At 68.8% G+C, this 21,002-nt stretch carries 17 protein-coding genes; 7 read left to right on the top strand and 10 right to left on the bottom strand.

Annotated features, from left to right (window positions below; genetic code table 11):
- Together G6N35_RS02935 and G6N35_RS02930 are read right to left on the bottom strand one after the other, a co-directional pair.
- Positions 1-1,755, bottom strand: coding sequence for a proline--tRNA ligase (locus G6N35_RS02935; protein ID WP_163802886.1), 1,755 nt, complete (start codon positions 1,753-1,755; stop codon positions 1-3).
- 25 nt (positions 1,756-1,780) lie between these two features.
- A complete protein-coding gene (locus tag G6N35_RS02930) occupies positions 1,781-2,452 on the bottom strand; it encodes a 4a-hydroxytetrahydrobiopterin dehydratase family protein (RefSeq protein ID WP_163802885.1) in 672 nt (223 codons plus the stop codon).
- Positions 2,453-2,647: 195 nt separating this feature from the next.
- Between G6N35_RS02930 and G6N35_RS02925 the strand changes: the two genes are divergently transcribed.
- From G6N35_RS02925 to G6N35_RS02900, 6 genes are all read left to right on the top strand, one after another.
- The gene (locus tag G6N35_RS02925; protein WP_246224541.1) at positions 2,648-3,301 is read left to right on the top strand and encodes an ATP-binding cassette domain-containing protein; all 654 of its coding nucleotides are present in this window, start codon (positions 2,648-2,650) and stop codon (positions 3,299-3,301) included.
- 3 nt (positions 3,302-3,304) lie between these two features.
- Positions 3,305-5,311 carry a YhgE/Pip domain-containing protein gene (locus G6N35_RS02920; RefSeq protein ID WP_246224179.1) on the top strand — a complete coding sequence of 669 codons (2,007 nt, stop codon included), beginning with the start codon at positions 3,305-3,307 and terminating at the stop codon, positions 5,309-5,311.
- 82 nt (positions 5,312-5,393) lie between these two features.
- Complete coding sequence (locus G6N35_RS02915) at positions 5,394-6,728, top strand: purine-cytosine permease family protein (protein ID WP_163807436.1); 1,335 nt, start codon at positions 5,394-5,396, stop codon at positions 6,726-6,728.
- Between the two features lie 165 nt (positions 6,729-6,893).
- On the top strand, positions 6,894-7,838 hold the full coding sequence (locus G6N35_RS02910) for a metal ABC transporter solute-binding protein, Zn/Mn family (RefSeq protein ID WP_246224178.1): 945 nt from the start codon (positions 6,894-6,896) through the stop codon (positions 7,836-7,838).
- A 17-nt stretch (positions 7,839-7,855) separates the two neighbouring features.
- Positions 7,856-8,677 (top strand): metal ABC transporter ATP-binding protein, encoded by an 822-nt coding sequence (locus G6N35_RS02905; protein ID WP_163802883.1) that lies wholly within the window; start codon positions 7,856-7,858, stop codon positions 8,675-8,677.
- Complete coding sequence (locus tag G6N35_RS02900) at positions 8,674-9,603, top strand: metal ABC transporter permease (RefSeq protein WP_163802882.1); 930 nt, start codon at positions 8,674-8,676, stop codon at positions 9,601-9,603. The genes G6N35_RS02905 and G6N35_RS02900 overlap by 4 nt, the downstream gene beginning before the upstream one ends.
- On the opposite strand, the gene G6N35_RS02895 is transcribed toward G6N35_RS02900, so the two are convergent.
- The 8 genes from G6N35_RS02895 to mqo all read right to left on the bottom strand — a co-directional run bounded on the left by G6N35_RS02895 (position 9,600) and on the right by mqo (position 19,888).
- On the bottom strand, positions 9,600-11,093 hold the full coding sequence (locus G6N35_RS02895) for an MFS transporter (protein WP_163802881.1): 1,494 nt from the start codon (positions 11,091-11,093) through the stop codon (positions 9,600-9,602). The two genes, G6N35_RS02900 and G6N35_RS02895, sit on opposite strands and share 4 nt — an antisense overlap.
- An 86-nt stretch (positions 11,094-11,179) precedes the next feature.
- Complete coding sequence (locus tag G6N35_RS02890) at positions 11,180-12,757, bottom strand: MFS transporter (RefSeq protein ID WP_163802880.1); 1,578 nt, start codon at positions 12,755-12,757, stop codon at positions 11,180-11,182.
- Positions 12,758-12,790: 33 nt separating this feature from the next.
- Positions 12,791-13,999: a uroporphyrinogen-III C-methyltransferase gene (gene cobA / locus G6N35_RS02885; RefSeq protein ID WP_163802879.1), complete on the bottom strand. Its 1,209-nt coding sequence runs from the start codon at positions 13,997-13,999 to the stop codon at positions 12,791-12,793.
- Complete coding sequence (locus tag G6N35_RS02880; protein WP_163802878.1) at positions 13,996-15,369, bottom strand: cobyrinic acid a,c-diamide synthase CobB; 1,374 nt, start codon at positions 15,367-15,369, stop codon at positions 13,996-13,998. Before G6N35_RS02880 ends, cobA begins: the two co-directional genes overlap by 4 nt.
- Positions 15,366-15,980, bottom strand: a complete 615-nt coding sequence (cobO, locus tag G6N35_RS02875) for a cob(I)yrinic acid a,c-diamide adenosyltransferase (protein ID WP_163802877.1) — start codon at positions 15,978-15,980, stop codon at positions 15,366-15,368. The genes G6N35_RS02880 and cobO overlap by 4 nt, the downstream gene beginning before the upstream one ends.
- 19 nt (positions 15,981-15,999) lie before the next feature.
- A complete protein-coding gene (locus G6N35_RS02870) occupies positions 16,000-17,823 on the bottom strand; it encodes a magnesium chelatase subunit D family protein (protein ID WP_163802876.1) in 1,824 nt (607 codons plus the stop codon).
- On the bottom strand, positions 17,820-18,290 hold the full coding sequence (locus G6N35_RS02865; protein WP_163802875.1) for a GNAT family N-acetyltransferase: 471 nt from the start codon (positions 18,288-18,290) through the stop codon (positions 17,820-17,822). The genes G6N35_RS02870 and G6N35_RS02865 overlap by 4 nt, the downstream gene beginning before the upstream one ends.
- On the bottom strand, positions 18,287-19,888 hold the full coding sequence (mqo, locus tag G6N35_RS02860) for a malate dehydrogenase (quinone) (RefSeq protein ID WP_322790634.1): 1,602 nt from the start codon (positions 19,886-19,888) through the stop codon (positions 18,287-18,289). Before mqo ends, G6N35_RS02865 begins: the two co-directional genes overlap by 4 nt.
- A gap of 82 nt (positions 19,889-19,970) precedes the next feature.
- Here mqo and G6N35_RS02855 point away from each other — a divergent pair, with 82 nt between their 5' ends.
- Positions 19,971-20,996: an alpha/beta hydrolase gene (locus G6N35_RS02855; protein WP_163802873.1), complete on the top strand. Its 1,026-nt coding sequence runs from the start codon at positions 19,971-19,973 to the stop codon at positions 20,994-20,996.
- Positions 20,997-21,002 lie beyond the last annotated feature (6 nt).

The raw sequence follows: 21,002 nt of genomic DNA, 5'->3' as shown, positions 1-21,002 counted from the left end.
TCAGGGCTGCGGCTCGGCCAGCGCGGCGACCACGGCGGTCGCCGCGTCGTCGATGCTGACGGTGCGGGTCTCCCCGCTGAACCGGTTGCGCAGTTCCACCACGCCGTCGGCCCAGCCGCGGCCGACCACCACGATCCACGGCACGCCGAGCAGTTCGGCGTCCTTGAACTTGACCCCGGGTGACGCGGTGCGGTCGTCGAGCAGCACGTCCAGACCCAGCCGGTCCAGGGCGGCGGCCAGCTCCTCAGCCCCGGTGCGGGCCTCGGGATCCTTGTTGGCGATCACCACGTGCACGTCGAACGGTGCCACCGAGGACGGCCAGCGCAGGCCCAACCCGTCATGGTGCTGCTCGGCGATCACCGCCACCAACCGCGATACGCCGACGCCGTAGGAACCCATCGTGAGCCGGACCGGCTTGCCGTCCTCGCCGAGCACGTCGGCAGTGAACGCATCGGTGTACTTGCGGCCCAGCTGGAAGATGTGACCGATCTCGATACCGCGCGCCGAGACCAGCGGCCCGGCGCCATCGGGTGACGGGTCACCGTCGCGCACCTCGGCGGCCTCGATGGTGCCGTCGGCGACGAAGTCACGGCCGGCCACCAGCCCGACCACATGCTTACCGGTCTCGTCGGCGCCGGTGATCCAGGCTGAACCGTCCACCACCCGCGGGTCGACCAGGTAGCGAACACCGTTGGCCAACAACGCTTTCGGGCCGATGTAACCCTTCTTCAGGAACGGGTTCCTGGCGAAGTCGGCATCGTCGAGCATCGCGTACTCGGCAGGCTCGAGCGCCGCGCCGAGGCGCTTGTCGTCGACTTCGCGGTCCCCGGGCACGCCGATGGCCAGCAGCTCCCAGTCACCGCCGGGCTGGCGGACCTTGAGCAGCACGTTCTTCAACGTGTCGGCGGCGGTGATCTCGCGCCCCAGACCCGCCGAGTTGGCCCAGTCGACCAGGGTGGCGATGGTCGGTGTGTCACCGGTGTCGTGGACCGTCGGCTCGGGCAGTCCCTCGAACGGGATCGCGTCGGGCACCGCGGTGGTGACGGCCTCGACGTTGGCCGCATACCCCGACTGCAGGCACCGCACGAAGGTGTCCTCGCCGATCTCGCTTTCGGCCAGGAACTCCTCGGAGGCACTGCCGCCCATGGCGCCGGATACCGCCGAGACGATGACATAGCGAATTGCCATGCGCGCGAACATGTTCTGGTAAGCCTCGCGGTGCGAGTGGTAGGCCGTCTTGAGCCCGCCCTCGTCGATGTCGAACGAGTACGAGTCCTTCATGATGAACTCGCGCCCCCGAAGGATGCCGGCCCGCGGACGCGCCTCGTCGCGGTACTTGGTCTGGATCTGGAACAGCGTCAGCGGGAAGTCCTTGTAGGAGGAGTACTCCCCCTTCACCGTCAGGGTGAAGAACTCCTCGTGGGTGGGGCCGAGCATGTAGTCGTTGTCCCGGCGGTCCTTGAGCCGGAACACGCCGTCGCCGTATTCGGTCCAGCGGTTGGTGGTCTCGTACGGCGCCTTGGGCAGCAGCGCCGGGAAGAGGATCTCCTGGCCACCGATGGCGACCATCTCTTCGCGCACGATCTTCTCGATCTTGCGCAGCACCCGCAGGCCCAGCGGCAGCCAGCTGTACAACCCCGGCGCGATCGGCCGGACGTAGCCCGCCCGGATCAGAAGTTTGTGGCTGGGCACTTCGGCGTCGGCCGGGTCATCGCGCAGAGTGCGCAAGAACAGCTCGGACATGCGGGTGATCACGGTGGACCAGCCTAGCCATGGGCGTTCAGTCGCGACCCTGCCAGGTGCAGATGCAGACCTCGTTGCCCTCCGGGTCGGCCAGCACCCAGAACGCCGGCGCCGCGGCGTCGGACACCAGCCGGCCACCGGCGGCCAGCGCGGCGGCCATCCGGTCGGCTGCGGCGTCGTGGGCGACGTCGAGGTCGAGGTGGATGCGATTGCGCTGCGGGCGCGGGGCGTCCATCTGCTGGAACCAGATCGCCGGACCGCGGCCCGCCGGATCGATCAGCCCGTCGCTGAGGTCAGAGGGCCCCGGCTCGTCGACGTACCCGGTGACCGCTTGCCAGAACGGCCGCACGGCGCCGATGTCGAGCGCGTCGATGGCGATCTCGATCGCCGCGACGGTGCCCGGCTGCAACCGCCAGCCCCGCCCGCCGAGCGCCGCCGCCAGCGTGCGGGCCGCGCCGATCTCCACATCGGTGACGGCACCGGCGGCCGCCGACTGCAACCGCAGCACGACGCGGTCGGTGCGGACGTCCATCCCGAGGCGTCTGTCAGCGGCGTCACCGAGCACCTCGACGGCCAGCCGGGCTACCTCGGCACCCAGAGCCAGGGTCCCCGTCTCGACCTCCCCGTAGAGCGCGCCCAGCACCAGCCGCCAGCCGATGTCACCGACGGCGTCGGAGATGTGCTGACTCGACGGCGTGGTGGGGCTCATGGCAACCGAGGGTAATGACATGCGGTGACATCTCTCTCTCCGCTCGCCGTGGCGCTGGTTTTCCGCGCGCTCGCGCATCCGCGCGTGTTGTGATGTGCGGGATACCAACGAACGGGGAGGGTCGCAGTGTCATCGGAAGTATCCGACCAATCCGAGGAGTCCAGCCCCCCGGCCGTGACCGCCCGCGGCATCCGGATGCGCGGGCCGTGGGGGCCGGTCTACGGACCGGTCGACCTCGAGATCCCGCGCGGCGGACTGACCGTCCTGGTCTGCCCGGCGGGTTCGGGTCGAACGGCGCTGCTGATGACGATCGCCGGCCGGATGGCACCCGAATCCGGCGAACTCGACGTGTTCGGCGCCCACGACGCGCGGCAGATCTTCGCCAACTCGGCGATCGCCGGTGTCGACGAGGTGGACACCGTTCCCGAGTCGGTCACCGTACGGGACCTGATCACCGAGCAAATGCGTTGGGACGCACCGTGGTACCGGATGGTGCGGCGCGCCGACGACGCCGCGCTGACGACGATGTGTCAGCGGGTGTTCGGCCCGCACCCGCTGCCGCCCTTGGACGAGTACTTCGAGGAACTCGCCGAACTCGACCGGTTACTGCTGCGCATCGCGCTGGCCAACACCAAGAGCCCGGCACTGCTCGTGGTGGCCAACCTCGACTTCGTGACCAGTGACGTCAACCGCGACCTGCTCATCGAGCGGCTCATCGATCTGGGCGCCGACCAGACGGTGGTGACCGCAACGGTCAACGGCGTCACCGGCCACGCCGTGCGATCGCAGATCGAGGTGGCCAACACCGACCGGGCCGAATTGTCCACCAGCAACCAGGAAACGGGGTAACTGATGCTCGCCGGAATGTCGCTGGGCACCGACCTCAAGCGGTACTCGCGAGGCCTGCTCCCCCGCATCGCCTTGATGACGATCGTGCTGATGCCGCTGCTGTACGGGGCCATGTATCTGTGGGCGTTCTGGAACCCCTTCGCGGCGGTGAACAAGGTGCCCGCCGCCCTGGTCAACGCCGACACCGGCGCACAGGTGCAGGGCAAGCCGCTGCGCGCCGGTGATCAGGTGGCCAAAGCGCTCAAGGATTCCGGCGATCTTCTGCTGCATGAGGTTTCGGCTGCTGATGCCGCCAAGGGACTGGCCGACGGCACCTACTACTTCACGATCACCATCCCACCGGACTTCAGCACCCACATCGCGTCCCCGTCCGGCGGCAGCCCGGCGCAGGCCGACCTGCGGTTCACGTTCAACGACGCCAACAATTACCTGGGCTCGATCATCGGGCAGAACGCCGCCCGCGAGGTGATCAACCAGGTCAATGCCAGCGTCGGTGAGCAAACCGTGGGCACGGTGCTGACCGGGCTGACCGATGCCGGTGCGGGCCTGACGGCAGCCGCCGACGGCGCCGACCGGCTGGCCTCCGGCCTGGTCACCGCGGACGGCGGCGCACACCAGCTCGCCACCGGCTCGGCCACGCTGGCCAGCAGTATGGCGACCGCCCGCGACGGTGCGGCGCAATTGGCCTCGGGCACCCGCCAGCTGAGCACCGCGGTCACCACCGCGACCGCGCCACTCGTCGACGTGCTGGCTCGTGTCGACGGACTCGGCTTGGACCCGGCCGAGGTCGGGGCGGCCGCCGAGCGACTCAGTGCAGCGGTGCGCTCCACGACCGACCGGGTCGCGGCGCTGAACATCGATCAGACGCAGGCGGCGGCGATCATCGATCAGGCGATTGCCACGTTGTCGGCAAATCCCGATCCGACGGTGCGCGACGTCGGCGGCGTGCTGGCCGGAGCGCAGCGGCTGCTGAAAGCCCAAGGGATCGATCCGGCTACCGATGACGGCCTGAACCGGTTGCGTGACAGCGCATCCCATCTCGAGAACGAGCTTGGCGATCCGAACAGCAAGCTGCGCATGCTGCTGACCCACGCGGTGGACGGCAGCTTGCGCGCCGACGTCCTCAGACTGCAGTCCGGCGCCAGGCAGCTCGACTCCGGCGCGCAGCGCCTCAGCTCAGGCCTGGTCGCGCTGACCGACGGCAGCCGCCAGCTCGCCGCCGGTGCCCAGCGGCTGGCCGACGGCACCGGCCAGCTCAGGGCGGGCAGTCAGGAACTGGCGGGCAAGCTCCGCCAGGGCTCGACCCAGGTGCCGTCGTGGACACCGCAGCAACGCCAGGCGGTGGCCAAGACGGTGGCCTCCCCGGTCAAACTCGATCTGGTCACCCACAACCCGGCCGCCACCTTCGGCACCGGCTTCGCCCCGTTCTTCCTGCCGCTGGCCCTGTTCATCGGGGCGCTGATCATCTGGATGTTGTTGACGCCGTTGCAATCCCGGCCGATCATCAACGGACTCGGCGCGCTTCGGGTGGTTCTGGCGTCGTACTGGCCCGCACTGCTGGTCGCGGTGTGCCAGGTCGTCGTCATGTATGCGGTCGTGCACTACGGTGTCGGCCTCAAGGCGCGCTACCCGCTGGCCACTGTCGCTTTCCTGATCCTGGTGATCGCCGCCTTCCTGGCGATCATCCAGGCATTCAACGCGGTGTTAGGGGTGGCGGTCGGGCGGGTGGTGACACTGGCGTTCCTGATGCTGCAACTGGTCTCGGCCGGCGGCATCTACCCGGTGGAGACCACCGCCAAGCCGTTCCAGATCATCCACCCGGCCGATCCGATGACCTACGCCGTCAACGGTTTACGCCAACTCATCAACGGCGGTGTCGACCATCGGCTGTGGGTATCGGTGGCGGTGCTGGCCGGGGTGCTGGCGGTATCGATGGCGGCCACCGCCTGGGCGGCGCGCCGCAACCGGCAGTACACCATGGAACGGCTGCACCCGCCCATCGAGGTGTAGGCGCGAGGGCAACTAGTGTGGTCGGGTGACAGCTGACACATCCTCGGGTTCGGCGCTGGCGGGTCGCAGCTACACCGGCCGGATGCCGGCCCGTGCCGGTGACATGGCGGTCGAGTCGCACGGCATCGCCCCCATCCCCGCCGGTAACCGCTACGGCAGTGCGCGCCGATTGTTCACCGTGTGGTTCGCACCGCAGGTGAATATGACGGTGGTGTTCACCGGCACGCTGGCGGTGGTGCTGGGCCTGGGGTTCTGGCTCGGGATGCTGGCGATGGTGATCGGAACGGTGCTCGGCTGCGTGGCCGTCGGCTACCTGTCCACCTGGGGCCCGCGGACTGGTACCGCCCAGCTTCCCAACGCGCGCATGGCCTTTGGCGGCACCGTGTCGGTAGTGGCCGTGATCCAATGGCTGTCGTCGATCGCGTGGGACGGCCTGGTCGGCCTGTTCGGCGGTGAGGCGCTCGCCGAACTGCTCGGCTTGCCGTTCTGGCTGGCGGTGGTGATCGTGCTGGCCGCCCAGGGGGTGGTCGGGGTGTTCGGCTACGAGGTGATCCACCGGGTGCAGGCGGTGATGACGGTGATCCTCATCGTCACGTTCGCGGTGTTCGCCTGGAAGCTGATCGCCGGGCATCAGGTGATCTCGCTGCCCACGCTGTCCGGGGCCGACCTCGGCGGTGCGTTCGTCCTTGAGGTCACCATCGCGCTGAGTCTGGCCATCTCGTGGGCCAGCTACGCCTCGGACTACAGCCGCTACCTGCCGGTGACCACCTCGCGTACCGCGGTCTTCGGCTACACCTTCGGCGGTCTGGCGGTAGCCTATATCGCCGTACAGGCCATCGGGGTGGCGGCGGCGGGAACCTTGACCGACCAGACCGCGGCCGGCGTGCGCGAGATCATGGGCGGCGGAGTGCTCGGGGCGGTAGCGCTGCTGGTGATCGCGCTCGGGTCGGTGGCCTCCAACGCGATGAACGACTACAGCGGGTCGCTGGCGTTGCAGACCGTCGGGGTGCGGGTGCGCAGGCCGGTCTCGGCGGTGGTGGTCGTGGTGATCGCGTTCGCGCTCATCATGTGGCTGCACTCCGGTGACTTGACCGCCCGCTTCCAGGGCGTACTGCTGTTCGTCAGCTACTGGATCCCCGCCTTCGTCGCGATCGTGGCCATCGACTGGCGCCACCGCAGCGCCGGCCGCGACGCGGTGAACCCCGCCCAGGAGGTCACCGGGCACCGCGACGCCGTGGTGGCACTGGTGAGTTTCTTTGCGGCATTCGCCGCGGCCGTGCCGTTCATGCACACCAACCTGATCGTCGGTCCGGTGGCCACCGCACTGCACGGGGCGGACCTGGCCTACTTCGTGAACTTCCTAGTGGCAGCGGCGGCATACGGCGGCTACCGCCGGTGGCAGGCGCGTCGCGCCTGAGGTTCGCGGCCAGCCCTGACGCATCCTCGCATGGCACGAAGACTCCTTTGCGCGCCGCATTGACAGGCCTTTCCCAGCGCCCGAGGTGTACATCCTGGGCCGCGAGGACCTACAGTACGCATAATGGTTCTCGTTTTCATTAATCCCAATGCCGAGGAGTGCTCCGTGGTCGTATCTGTCCGTCGTCGTGTTTCGACCGTTGCCATCGCGACCGCGCTGGTTGCGGCAGCAACGGCGTGCAGCTCGACATCGACACCGGCGCCGTCGTCGACCGCCGCTGCGCCGACGAGTGGGACCAGCTCCAGCCGGATCGACGTGGTGGCCAGCACGAACGTCTGGGGCGACATCGTCAAGCAGATCGGCGGCGACCACGTGAACGTGGTGTCGATCATGTCCGACCCCAACGCGGACCCGCACGAATACCAGGCCGATGCCAATACCGCAGCAGCCCTGGCGAAATCGCAACTCGTCATCGAAAATGGCCTGGGTTACGACGATTTCATGGACAAGCTGCTCTCGGCATCGCCCAACCCGGCCCGCAAGCTGATCAACGCCGCCGACGTGATGAAGTTCAGTGGAGCGGATACGAATCCGCACATCTGGTATGACATCGCCAAGATCCCGGACGTCGCCGGCGCGATCGCCTCCGAGCTTGGATCACTCGATCCGGCCGACGCCAGTGCATTTACCACCAATGCCAAGACCTTCGACGACAGCCTTGCGCCGATCGACGAGGCGATCGCAGACATCAAGACCAAGTACTCCGGAGCGCCGGTCGGCTACACCGAACGCGTTCCCGGCTACCTCGTCGATGCCGCCGGACTGACCCTGGCCACACCCGCCTCGTTCGCCCAGTCGATCGAAGACGGCAACGATCCGAGCGCCGCCGACAATGCCGCGATGGACGCCGCCCTGTCCGGCAAGAAGATCAAGGTTCTGCTGTACAACGGCCAGGTCACCAGCCCCGCTACCGACGCCGTCAAGAAGCTGGCCCAGGCCAACGGCATTCCGGTGGTCGGCGTGACCGAGACGCTGCCCCCCAGCGACAAGGACTTCCAGGCCTGGCAATCCCGCCAAATCGCTGAAATCGCTGCAGCACTGGGCAAGTGACGCTCACCAACCCGGACATGCCAGCCGCACCGGTGGTGACGCTGCGCGGCGCCGGACTGTCCTACAGCACGCGTCGACTATGGCAGGACGTCGACGTCACAATCGGGCCCGGCGAGTTCGTCGCGGTCCTGGGACCCAACGGCAGCGGCAAGACCTCACTGGTCAAAGTGCTGCTCGGGTTGACCGCCCTCACGACGGGCTCGGTTCAGGTTTGCGGCGCTCCCCCGACCCGGGGCAGTACCCGGATCGGTTACGTGCCACAGCAGAAAGGGTTCGATCGCGACGTACCGATCGAAGGTGTCGACCTGGTCCGACTCGGGCTGGATGGACATCGTTGGGGCATCGGACTTCCCAGCTTCCGGCGTCGCCAGAAGGTGCACACCGCATTGGCTGCGGTCGGTGCCACCGGCTTCGCGCATTCGCCGGTGGGCCGGTTGTCCGGAGGCGAACAGCAGCGGTTGCGCATCGCTCAGTCGCTGCTCGGCGATCCGCGCTTGTTGCTGTGCGACGAACCTCTGCTGTCCCTGGACCTGCGGCATCAACGCGAGGTGGTCGAACTCATCGACGCCCAGCGCCGCGCGGCGCAGATCGCAGTGCTGTTCGTGACCCATGAGATCAATCCGATCCTTCCGTATGTGGACCGCGTCCTGTATCTGGTCGGATCTCGGTGGACGATCGGCACCCCCGAGGAGGTGCTGACCAGCTCGACACTGTCCGAGCTGTATGGCACTGATGTCGAAGTCCTGCGAGCCGGTGGCCGGCTGATCATCGTGGGCGCTCCGGACACCGCACAGTCGCAGCCCGCTCCGGTGGCCGGAAGCCAAGGACCCCTGCTGTGACGCTCGCCGACTACCTGTCTGAATCATTCGTCCGCAATGCCCTGATCGCGGCCACGCTGGTCGCGATCACCTCGGGCCTGATCGGACCTTTCGTGATCATGCGTGACCTGGCGTTCGCCGTCCATGGCAGCGCAGAACTCGCGTTCACCGGCGCCGCCGCCGGACTGGTGGCGGCCAACGACGCGATCCTAGGCGCGTTGCTGGGGTCCCTGGTGGTCGCCACGGCGATCGGACTGCTGGGAGACCGTGAGCGAGAACGCAATTCGTCGATCGGAGTGATCCTCGCCTTCGGTATCGGGGTCGGGGTGTATCTGCTCTCGCTCTACCAGGGGTTCGCGACGACGGCCACCAACATCCTGTTCGGGCAGATCTTCGGCGTCAGTCCCGGTCAGATCACCCTGCTGACCGGCATCGCACTCGGTGTGCTGGCCACGATGGCGGTACTGTACCGGCCACTGCTGTTCGCCTCCGTCGACCACGAACTGGCGGTGGCCCGCGGAGTGCCGACCCGTCTGGTCGGCCTGTTGTTCGTCTACATCCTGGCCATCACCGTCACCGAAGCCGCCCAGATCGTGGGCACCCTGCTGGTGCTCAGCCTTGCCATCACACCGGCGGCGGCGGCCAGCCGACTCAGCGCGCGCACCCCGGTCGTGATTGCCCTGTCGATCGGATTCGCCTTGCTGGCCGCCGACGGCGGACTGCTGCTGAGCCTGGTCCACGGCAACGTCAAGGCAAGTGTGTTCATCGCGACCATCAGTTTCGTGGTGTACCTCGCGGCGCGGGTCGGGGCCCGCTGGCTGCGCCCGCGCATCGAGGCACGACGCCGGACGACGAACTCCGCGAGCCACGCGGTCGAGCACTCCGCCGAGGATCCGGTCAGACCGTCCGCCGTCATGGTCGGTGATGCTCGGGGTAGACCCGCCTAGAGTTCGCCGGCCTCGACGGCTTCCCGGGTGTGCTGGGCGGTCGCGATATCGCTGGAGGTGTAGCCGATGCCGAGCGCGGCGACACCGACCAGCACGGCAATGCCCGCCACCCACAGCAGCGAGTAGGTGTAGCCATGGCCGAGGGCGTCGAGCTGGGCCGACGTCATGTACTTCGCCGGACCGGTGGTTCCGCCCAGGTACAGGGTTCGTGAGGTCTGCACCGCCTGGATGACCACCAGCACCAGCGGACCGCCGAGGTTGAAGACCATCAGGGTGATCGACGACACCGGACCGATCTCGCGCGGACCGACATTGGCCAGCGTGCACAGCGGCAGGATCACCGAGATCACCCCGATTCCGAAGCCACCCACCACGATCGGCACGAACAGGTCCGGAAAGTACGGAATCGTGCGGGTCAGCGTCGAGCCGTACAGCATGGCCGCCAGCACCAGCAGCCCTCCGCCGAGGATCACCCAGCGCGGCGCGACACGCGGCGCCAGCCGGGTGGCGACCACATTGCCCAGCACGAAGGCCACCGCGAACGGCATGAAGCACACGCCGGCCCGCAGCGGTGAATAGCCGAGCACGTCCTGCACCAGCAGACCGATCATGACGCTCAGGGTGAGCATGACTCCACCGGCCAGGAAGTACGCCAGGAATGAGGCGACCCGGCTGCGGCTGTCGAACACCGAGAACGGCACCAGCGGGTTGTCAGCACTGCGCTCCACGATCAGGAAGGCGACGAAGAACACCACGGCGGCGACGCCGGCCCCGATCACCCAGGGATCGACCCAGCCTCGCGGTGGGCCCTGGGTGAAGACCAGCACCGCGGCGCTGCAGCCCAGCGTGGCCAGCAGCGCGCCGGTGACGTCGAGCTTGAGGCGTTCGTGGCGGGTTTCCTCGAGCCGGGTCAGGCCGATCGCGATGATCAGCACGCCGATCGGCACGTTGACCAGGAATGCGAGCCGCCAGGACAGGCCCGTCAACGCCCCACCCAGGACCAGGCCGAGCACCGAGCCGAGGCCCTGCATGGCCGCCGACACCGCCATCGCCTGGTTGCGCGCATGCCCGACGGCGTAGGTGGTGGCGATCAGCGCGAGCCCGGTCGGCGCCGCGACCGCGGCGCCGATCCCCTGCACCGCACGCGCGATGATCAGGGTCCACTGTTCGGTGGCGACCCCGCAGGCCAGCGAGGCGATGGTGAACACCCCGACACCGGAGATGAACGCCCGCTTGTGGCCGATGGCGTCACCGACCCGGCCACCCAACAGCAGCAGACCACCGAAGGTGAGGACATAGGCGGTGATCACCCAGCTCTTGCTGGCGTCGGACAGCCCGAGCTCGGCCTGCATCCGCGGCAACGCGACGATCACTATCGTGCCGTCGAGCGTGGACATCAGCTGCATACCGGTGATCGCCACGATCGCGACACCGAGTACCCGGGAGGACAGCGTTCCGGCAGCCGGTTGCGGACCGCGCGCGCCAGACATGGGTAGCTACCCTACCGAGGGGCATCCTCGCGGTGTGATTTCGGCGCGCTCATCGTCTCTGGGCGACGCCGGGCGCGCCGAAATCGCTAGATCTCGCCGGCGTCGATCGCTTCCTTGACTTCCTGCGCGTGCGCCACCTGTTCGGCGGTGTAGCCGATGAACAGCGCCACCGCGCCCACGATCACCGCGACCGCCGCCACCCACAGCAACCCGTAGGTGTAGCCCTGGTCAAGAGCGTGCAGCTGCGCGGGGTTCATGTTCTTGACCGGGCCGGTGGTACCGCCCAGGTACAGGGTGCGCGAGGTGATGACGGCCTGGATGATGGCCAGCACGACCGGCCCGCCCAGGTTCTGCAGCATGAGCGCGATCGCCGACACCGGGCCGATCTGGTCGAAGCCCACACCGGCGATGGCCGACACCGTCAGCGGCACCACGATCATCCCGATGCCGAGCCCGCCGACGGTGATCGGCAGGACCAGATTGGGGAAGTACGGAATGCCGCCGTTGAGCGTGGAGCCGTAGATCATCGCGGCCAGCACCAGCACGCCACCGGCGATCACCAGCACCCGCGGGGGGAACTTCGACACCAGCTGCGATGACACCCCCAGGCCGATGCCCAGGGCGATCACGAACGGGATGAACCCGATCCCGGCGCGCAGGGCGCTGTACCCCATGATGTCCTGCACGTACAGGCCGATCAGCACGGTCAGCGTGAACATCACCCCGCCGGCCAGGAACACCGCGGCGAAGGTCGCCAGCCGGTTGCGGTCGCGGAACAGCGAGAACGGCACCACCGGGTTGACGGCACGGCGCTCGACGAACACGAAGGCCACGAACGCGACCGCGGCGGCCCCGGCCGAGACCATGGTGACCGGCGTCAGCCAGCCGTTCTCCGGAGCCTGGGCGAAACCGAACACCGCTGCGGTACAGCCCAGGGTGGCCAGCAGCGCGCCGGCGGCGTCCAGCTTCATCCGCTCGCGTTGGGTTTCCCGCAGCGTGGTGCGCGCCAGGTAGATCATCAGTAGACCGATCGGCACATTCACCAGGAACGCCAGCCGCCAGGACACCTCCACCAGAGCGCCGCCGACGACCAGACCCATGACCGAGCCGATACCGGTCATCGCGGCGAAGATCGCCGTAGCGGCATTGCGGGCCGGCCCCTTGGGGAAAGTGGTGGCGATCAGCGCCAGGCCGGTCGGCGAGGCGATCGCCGCCCCGACACCCTGCAGCAAACGCGCGATGACCAGCGTCACCTCGTCCCACGCGATCCCGCAGAGCACCGAGGCGATGGTGAACAGCGCGACACCGACGATGAAGGTCCGCTTGCGTCCGATGGTGTCGCCAAGGCGGCCACCGAGCAGCATCAGACCGCCGAACGTCAGCACGTAGGCGGTGATCACCCAGCTGCGGCCCGCATCGGACAGGCTGAGTTCGTCCTGGATCTTCGGCAACGCCACGATCGCCACCGTGCTGTCCATGGTGGCCAACAACTGCATACCGCCGATGGCGATGACAGCGGCGATGAAGCGCCAGGATGGCAGCCAGTCCGGGTAGAACTTGCTGGTCTTGGTCAGAGCCTTGGGCTCGAGGCGCATCGGGAGGGCGCGCTCTGAACTGTCGGCGTGGCGATTCATCGCTCGCTCCGCATCGTTGAGAGCCGTCATAATTGGCTACCCTACAGTAATTTTAAGAGGACTTTAAGTGGCGAAGCCCGCCACCGGGCCGATCACGACGATTGCCGGCGGCCGAATACCGTCGGTTCGAATTCTCATCGGCGCATCCCCGAGCGTAGTCGTCAGGATCCGCTCTGCGGCCGTTGTGCCGTGCTGGACCACAAGAACCGGCGTTTCCGCTGGTCTACCGCCTGATATCAGCGCGTCGGCAAACAATTCAATGCGCTCGACGGCCATCAGCAGAACTAACGTCCCCGACAATTGCGCCAGCGCATTCCAATTCACTAACGATTCCGGATGATCCGGTGCTAAATGACCGCTGACCACGACGAACTCGTGATTGACCCCGCGATGCGTGACCGGAACTCCGGCCATTGCCGGCACCGCGATGGCACTGGTCACACCGGGGACGACTGTGACCGGAATCCCAGCCTCGGCACAGGCGAGAACTTCCTCATAACCACGGGCGAAGACGAACGGATCACCACCCTTGAGCCGCACCACGAACTGGCCGGCGCGGGCCCGTTCCACCAGCACGTCGTTGATCGCATCCTGAGCCATCGCCCGCCCGTACGGGATCTTCGCGGCGTCGATCACCTCGACGTGCGCACCCAGTTCGGCCAGCAGTTCCGGCGGTGCCAGCCGGTCGGCGACGACGACGTCGGCGCGGGCCAGGAGCCGGCGACCGCGCACGGTGATCAGTTCCGGATCGCCGGGGCCACCGCCGACCAGGGCCACCCCGCCGCGCATCACATCGGAAGTGTCCGGGTTGATGACACCCTGCTGGAAAGCCTCCCGGATGGCCGAGCGGATGGCCGCCGAGCGGCGGTGCTCGCCGCCGGCCAGCACGCCCACCAGCAACCCGTCGTAGTCGAAGGACGCCGGCGTCACGGCGGTGCCCTCGCGGGCCACGTCGGCCCGCACGCAGAAGATCTGCCGGCTCTCGGCCTCGGCGACGACGGCGGCGTTGACCACCGGATCGTCGGTGGCAGCGATCGCGTACCAGGCACCCTCGAGGTCGCCGTCGCGGTAGTCGCGCAGTTGCAGGGTGATCCCGGGCTTCTGCTCGGCGAGTGCCTCCACGGCTGGGGTGGCGGCCCTGGCGATCACGTGCACGTCGGCGCCGGCGCCGATCAGCACCGGGACCCGCCGCCGCGCGACGGTTCCGCCGCCGACCACGACGACCTTCTTGCCGGTCAGCCGCAGGCCGACGAGGTAGGCGTTCTCGGTCACCCGGCGAGCTTAGTAAGTGAGGCGGCGGTGCTGACAAACCGCGCGACCGCGCCGGGCTGGGCGGCGGCGTGGGTGTGCAGATACGACGCGTGCACCCCGCCCCGGATCGCACCGTCGGAGACCGGGGTGCCGTCGGAGCCGCGGAACACCCACGCGGGTTGCTCAGCGGTGGTGAATTCGACTGCGGTGCGGTGGAATTCGTGCCCGACCACCCGCTGCCCGGCCGGATGCAGTGGCGAGTCGGCCACCGCCACCGCATCGCGATAGCCCAGCGTCAGCCGCGGGGTGAACCGGGCGGCGCCGTCGAGCACATCACACATCGGGTGGCCGTCGAGTTCGCTCATCAGGTAGGCCAGTCCCCCGCATTCGGCATGGATGGGCGCATACCCGGCCAGCTCACGGATCTGGGCGTGCAGGCCGGCGTTGGCCGACAATTCCGGCAGGTACTGCTCGGGGAACCCACCCGGCAGCACCAGCGCCGCGGTGCCCGCCGGCAGGCCGTCACCGAGCGGATCGAACGGGACCACCTGCGCGCCTGCGGCGGCCAGCAGCTCGGCGTGTTCGGTGTAGCCGAAGCTGAACGCCCGTCCGGCGGCCACCGCCACCACCGGAGCAACATCGGCGGGCTCGCCGATCACGTCATGCGGCGACCAGGCCGGACTGGCCACCCCCGAGGCGGCCAGTGCGACCACCGCGGACAGATCGACATGGCGGGCCACCAGTGCCGTCATCGCAGCCACCGCCGCATGGGCCTGCTCACCGTGTTCGACGGCGGTGACCAGACCCAGGTGCCGCGAGGGTACCGAGAGTTCGTCGTGGCGCGGGATCGCGCCCAGCACCGGCACACCCGTGGCCTCGCAGGCCTGGCGCAGCACCTGTTCGTGGCGCGCCGACCCGACCCGGTTGAGGATCACCCCGGCCACTCGCACCCCGTGATGGAAGCTCGAAAAGCCATGCAGCACAGCGCCGATGCTCTGGCTCTGGCCGCGGGCGTCGACCACCAGCAGCACGGGGGCACCCAGCGCCTCGGCAACGGCCGCGGTGGAACCGCGCGCCGGGATCACCGCCCGCTCGTCGATGCGGCCGTCGAACAAGCCCATGACACCTTCGACCACGGCGATGTCGGCATCAGCCGTTCCGTGCCGGTACAGCGGGCCGATCAAGTCCTCACCGACCAGCACCGGGTCCAGGTTGCGGCCCGGCCGGCCCGCCGCCAGCGCGTGGTAGCCGGGGTCGATGAAATCGGGTCCCACCTTGAACGGTGCGACCCGGTGACCGGCTTGCCGAAGAGCACCGATCAAACCCGTTGCGACAGTGGTCTTTCCACTTCCCGACGAGGGCGCGGCGATGACGACGCCCGGCGTGCTCACCATTCGATTCCGCGCTGGCCCTTACGGCCGGCGTCCATCGGGTGCCTGACCTTGGTCATCTCGGTGACCAGATCGGCGGCATCGAGCAGGCGCTGCGGGGCGTCCCGCCCGGTGATCACCACGTGCTGACCGCCGGGGCGGCCAAGCAGGACATCGACCACCTCGTCGACGTCGACCCAGCCCCATTTCAGCGGATAGGTGAACTCGTCGAGGACGTAGAAGTCATGACGTTGTTCGCTGAGCCTGCGGGCGATCTCGGCCCAGCCGTCGGCGGCGGTCGCGGCGTGGTCGTCATCGGTGCCGGACTTGCGTGACCAGGACCAGCCGGAGCCCATCTTGTGCCACTCCACCGCGCCACCGACACCCTGCTCGGTGTTGAGCCGGCCCAGCGCGGCGAACGCCGACTCCTCGCCGACCCTCCACTTGGCGCTCTTGACGAACTGGAACACCGCGATGCTCATCCCGGCGTTCCACGCCCGCAACGCCATTCCGAACGCCGCGGTGGACTTTCCCTTACCCGGGCCGGTGTGCACGGCCAGTACCGGCGTGTTACGCCGGGCACGGGTGGTCAGGCCGTCTGCGGGTACGACGAGCGGTTGCCCCTGCGGCATCGGCTGTCCCCTTCCAGACTCAGGCGGCGTGGCGCACGGCGTGCGCCAGATAGTCCGCGCGCAACTGCTCGAGCCGAAGCACCGGGGCCGCCAGTTGATCGGCCAGCTCACCGGCCAGACCCAGCCGCACATACGAAGTTTCGCAGTCCACCACCACCGAAGCCACGTTCTCGGCCACCAAAAGCGCTGCGGCACTGCGGCTGCGGCCCAGCGGATCCGGACCGCCGGTGGCGCGGCCGTCGGTGAGCACGACCACCAGCGGCCGGCGGGTGCGGTCACGGGCGCGTTCGCGCAGCACCACGTCGCGGGCGGCCAGTAATCCCTTGGCCAGCGGCGTGGTGCCGCCGGTGTCGAAGCGGGTCAGCCGCCGGGAGGCGATGTAGGCCGATGTCGTGGGGGGCAGCACCACCCGGGCGTCGTCGCCGCGGAAGGTGATGACCGCAACCTTGTCCCGACGCTGATAGGCGTCGCGCAGCAGCGACAGCGCCGCACCGGTGACAGCGGACATCCGGTCGCGTGCGGCCATCGAGCCGGAAGCATCCACCACGAAGATGACCAGGTTGCCCTCCCGCCCGACGCGCACCGCCCGGCGGATGTCGTCGGGTTCGGGGCGGCGACGGCCCTGCCCGGCCGCGCTCAGCACCGTCGCGAACAGGTGCAGACCGTGGCCGGTCTGCGGCTGGTCAGTTGCGGTGATCACCGCACCGGAGCGGTTACGGGCCCGCGACCGTCGGCCCGGGTTGCCCTCCCCGACACCGGGCACCCGCAGCGCCCTGGCCCGAAACGTCGCCGCGGGCGGTGCGGACGGACGCGTGGTCGATGATGACGAATTCTGTTGTGGGACAGCTTGTCCGGTGTCGCCGCCGGCCGACTGGCCGCCGCCGGGCGGGTCGGGCTCCGGCTCGGGATCCGGGCCGGCCTCCGCGCCGGCGGCCAGCGCCTCGTCGAGCTGATCCGGATCCAGGCCAGGGTCGTCGAACGGGTCACGGCGGCGACGGTGTGGCAGCGCGAGCTCGGCAGCCACCCGGATGTCTTCCTCGGCAACGCGCGCCGCGCCACGCCAGGCGGCATGCGCCACAGCGGTACGGGCCACCACCAGGTCGGCCCGCATCCCGTCGACGTCGAATGCCGCGCACAGCGCGGCGATCCGGGTCAGCTCGGCATCGGGCAGTTCCACCTGGCTGACGCGGGCCCGGGCGGCGGCGATCCGCACCGCCAGTTCACGGTCCTGCTCGGCGTAGCGGGCGGCAAACCCGGACGGGTCGGCCTCGTAGGCCAGCCGCTGGCGGATCACCTCGCTGCGGACCGCCACATCGCGGGAGGCCTGCACGTCGACGGTCAGGCCGAACCGGTCGAGCAACTGCGGACGCAGTTCGCCCTCTTCGGGATTCATCGTGCCGATCAGCACGAACCGAGATTCGTGCGAATGCGACACCCCGTCGCGTTCGATGTGGACCCGGCCCATCGCGGCGGCGTCGAGCATGATGTCGACCAGATGGTCGTGCAGCAGGTTGACCTCGTCGACATAGAGCACGCCGCCGTGGGCGCGGGCCAGCAGGCCGGGCGAGAAGGCGTGCTCCCCGTCGCGCAGTACCTTCTGCAGATCCAGCGAACCGACCACCCGGTCCTCGGTGGCACCGATCGGCAACTCCACCAGCCGCGAGCCGGCGTCGACCTGGGCCAGCACGGCGGCCAGCGCCCGCACGGCTGTCGACTTCGCCGTCCCCTTCTCACCGCGGATCAGCACGCCGCCGATCTCGGGGCGCACGGCACACAGCACCAGGGCCAGGCGCAACCGGTCATGCCCGACGATGGCGCTGAGCGGGTAAGCGGGTGTGCTCACTGCTGCCCGGCTTCGAGTGTGGTGCGGCGCACCATCGGCACATGCGGGATGCCGTCCTCGACGAACTCGTCGCCGTCGACGACGAAACCGTGCCGGGCGTACATCTCGGCGAGGTAGGTCTGGGCGTTGATCCGGCACGGGTGATCACCGACGTCGGCCAGCGCCGCCGCCATCAGCCGGGCGGTATGGCCCTGGCCGCGCTCGGAGCGGCGGGTGCAGACGCGCCCGATGCGGAAGGTCTTCTCACCGCCGGCGTGCTCCTCCATCAGGCGCAGTGTGGAGATCACCGCACCATCGGGCCGCTCCAGCCAGAAGTGCCGCGTCTCGGCCAGCAGGTCACGGCCGTCGAGCTCGGGATACGGGCAGGCCTGCTCGACCACGAACACCTCGACGCGCAATTTGAGCAGCTCGTAGAGGGTGGCCGCATCAAGGTCCTTGGCCCAGGAGCGGCGCAGGGCGACCGTCACACCACCCCTGCCGGCTCCGGATCACCGGCGGCCGGGGTGGAATCCGGGCCGACCGCCGCACCGGCAGCGCCGGCGTCGGTGCCGCTGCCCAGGCCGAGCACCTTGGTGCCGTAGGACCACACCTCGTCGAACAGCTGCGGGTTCTCCGAGAGCTTGACGCCCAGCGAGGGCACCATCTCCTTGAGCTTGGGCTCCCAGCTCTGGTAGCGGTCGGGGAAGCAGCGGTGCAGCACCTCGATCATGGCGGGCACCGCGGTGGAGGCACCCGGCGATGCGCCCAGCAGGCCGGCGATCGAGCCGTCGCCCGCGGCCAGCACGGTGGTACCGAACTCCAGTACGCCGAGCTTCTTGGAGTCGCGGCGGATCACCTGAACACGCTGGCCGGCGATGTCCAGCTCCCAATCGGAATCCTTTGCGGTGGGCGCGAATTCACGTAGCGTGTCGACCCGGTCTGCCTCGCTCAGCGCAAGCTGTCCGATCAGGTACTTCAGCAGGCCGAACTCGGTCAGGCCCACCCCGACCATCGATGCCAGGTTGTTGGGTTTGACCGACAGCGGCAGGTCGGTGACCTTGCCCTCCTTGAGGAACTTCGGCGACCACCCGGCGAACGGGCCGAACAGCAGCCAGGACCGGCCGTTGATGACGCGGGCGTCCAGGTGCGGGACCGACATCGGCGGGGCGCCCAGCGGGGGCATGCCGTACACCTTGGCCTGATGGGCGGCGGCCAGATCGGCGTCGCCGGTGCGCAGCCACTGCCCGCTCACCGGGAACCCGCCGAAGCCCTTGGCCTCGGAGATGCCCGCCTTCTGCAGCAGCGGCAGCGCACCGCCGCCGGCGCCGACGAAGACGAACTTGGCCGACAGCGAGCGCTTCTGGCCGGTGCGCCGGTTGACCACCTTGACCGTCCAGCTGCCGTCGGACTGACGGTCCAGATCGCGCACATCGTGGCCGAACAGGGTGGTCATGCCGCGCTGGGTACCGAACCCGAGCAGCTGGCGGGTCAGCGACCCGAAGTCCACGTCGGTGCCGTCGGTGGTCCAGTTCAGCGCCACCGGCTCGGTGAAATCGCGGCCCTTGGCCATCAGCGGCAGCCGGCGGGCGAACTCGTCGGCGCCGTCGATGAACTCCATCGTGGCGAACAGCGGGTTGCGCACCAGGGTGTCGCGGCGGCGCCGCAGGTAGTCGATGTTCTCGGCGCCGTGCACGAAGCTGACGTGCGGAACGGGATTCAGGAAGTTGCGGACGTCGGGCAGGATGCCGTTCTGAACCGCGTAGGTCCAGAACTGACGAGTGACCTGGAACTGCTCGTTGACGGTGACGGCCTTGGCGATCTCGATGCTGCCGTCGGCCTTCTGCGGGGTGTAGTTGAGCTCACACAGCGCCGAGTGCCCGGTTCCTGCGTTGTTCCACGGGTCGCTGCTCTCGGCGGCGGCCGCGTCGAGGCGCTCCACCAGCGTGATCGACCAGTCCGGCTGGACCAGTCGCAGCAGCGCTCCCAGGGTGGCGCTCATGATCCCGGCGCCGACCAGCACCACATCCGTTTTGGTGGATTCAGACACCAGTTCGTCCTTGTCTCGTGACGGCTGTACTACTGCCAGGTTATCCCGTGCCACCCCGAACTATTCGGCCGAGTCGCCAGCACCACACCGCCGCCGTGCGAAGGTCACTAAGGTAGGCCTCGTGACGGCTGCGCACGCCGAATGGTCTGACGACGAGCTGGTGGGCTTCCAGCAGACCACCCTGGCGCTGGGACCCGACCCGGACGGTGAGGGCGACCTGTTCGCCACCCTGGTGCGCCGCGGCGGCGACGCCGAACCGGCTGCGCACTGTGTGCTCGCGGTCCACGGCTTCACCGACTACTTCTTCAACACCGAGCTCGCACACCACTTCACCGCTCGCGGGTTCCGGTTCTACGCCCTCGACCAGCACAAGTGCGGCCGGTCCTGGCGCAGCGGGCAAACCCCGCACTTCACCACCGACCTGGCCCGCTACGACCGCGAGCTGGAGCGGGCCCTGGCCATCATCACCGCCGAGAATCCGGGCGCCCGGGTGCTGGTCTACGGCCATTCGGCCGGCGGCTTGATCGTCTCGCTGTGGCTGGACCGGGTGCGGCGGCGCGGCGCGACGCAGCAGCTGGGCATCGGCGGGCTGGTGCTCAACAGCCCGTGGCTGGATCTGCACGGCCCGGCCATCCTGCGGACCCGGCTGACCTCGACCGCGATCGGCGCCCTGTCCCGGGTGCGCAAGACCTCGGTGATCCGGGGCACCGGCAACGGCGGCTACGGGCTGACCCTGCACCGCGAGTATCACGGCGAGTTCGACTACAACCTGCAGTGGAAGCCGCTCGGTGGCTTCCCGGTGACCGTCGGCTGGATCCACGCCATTCGCCGCGGCCACGCCACGTTGCACCGCGGACTGGACGTCGGAGTACCCAACCTGATCCTGCGCTCCGATCACAGCGTCCGGGAAACCACCGTGCCGGAGACGATGCAGCGCGGCGATGCAGTGCTCGACGTGAGCCAGATCGCCCGCTGGGCCGGGTGCATCGGCAACCGGAGCTCAGTGGTGCCGGTGGTCGACGCCAAGCACGACGTGTTTCTGTCGTTGGCGCAGCCGCGGGCCGCGGCCTACCGTGAGCTGGCCGGCTGGCTGGACTCCTACCTCGCGCACTGCGCCCAGACAGCATCGGCCGCCGGCCGGGATTAGGGGATC

The sequence above is a fragment of the Mycolicibacterium anyangense genome, assembly GCF_010731855.1.
GTDB classification, from domain to species: Bacteria; Actinomycetota; Actinomycetes; order Mycobacteriales; family Mycobacteriaceae; genus Mycobacterium; species Mycobacterium anyangense.
Note: the sequence above shows the minus strand (reverse complement) of the source record. Positions and strands in the feature narration are given on the sequence as shown.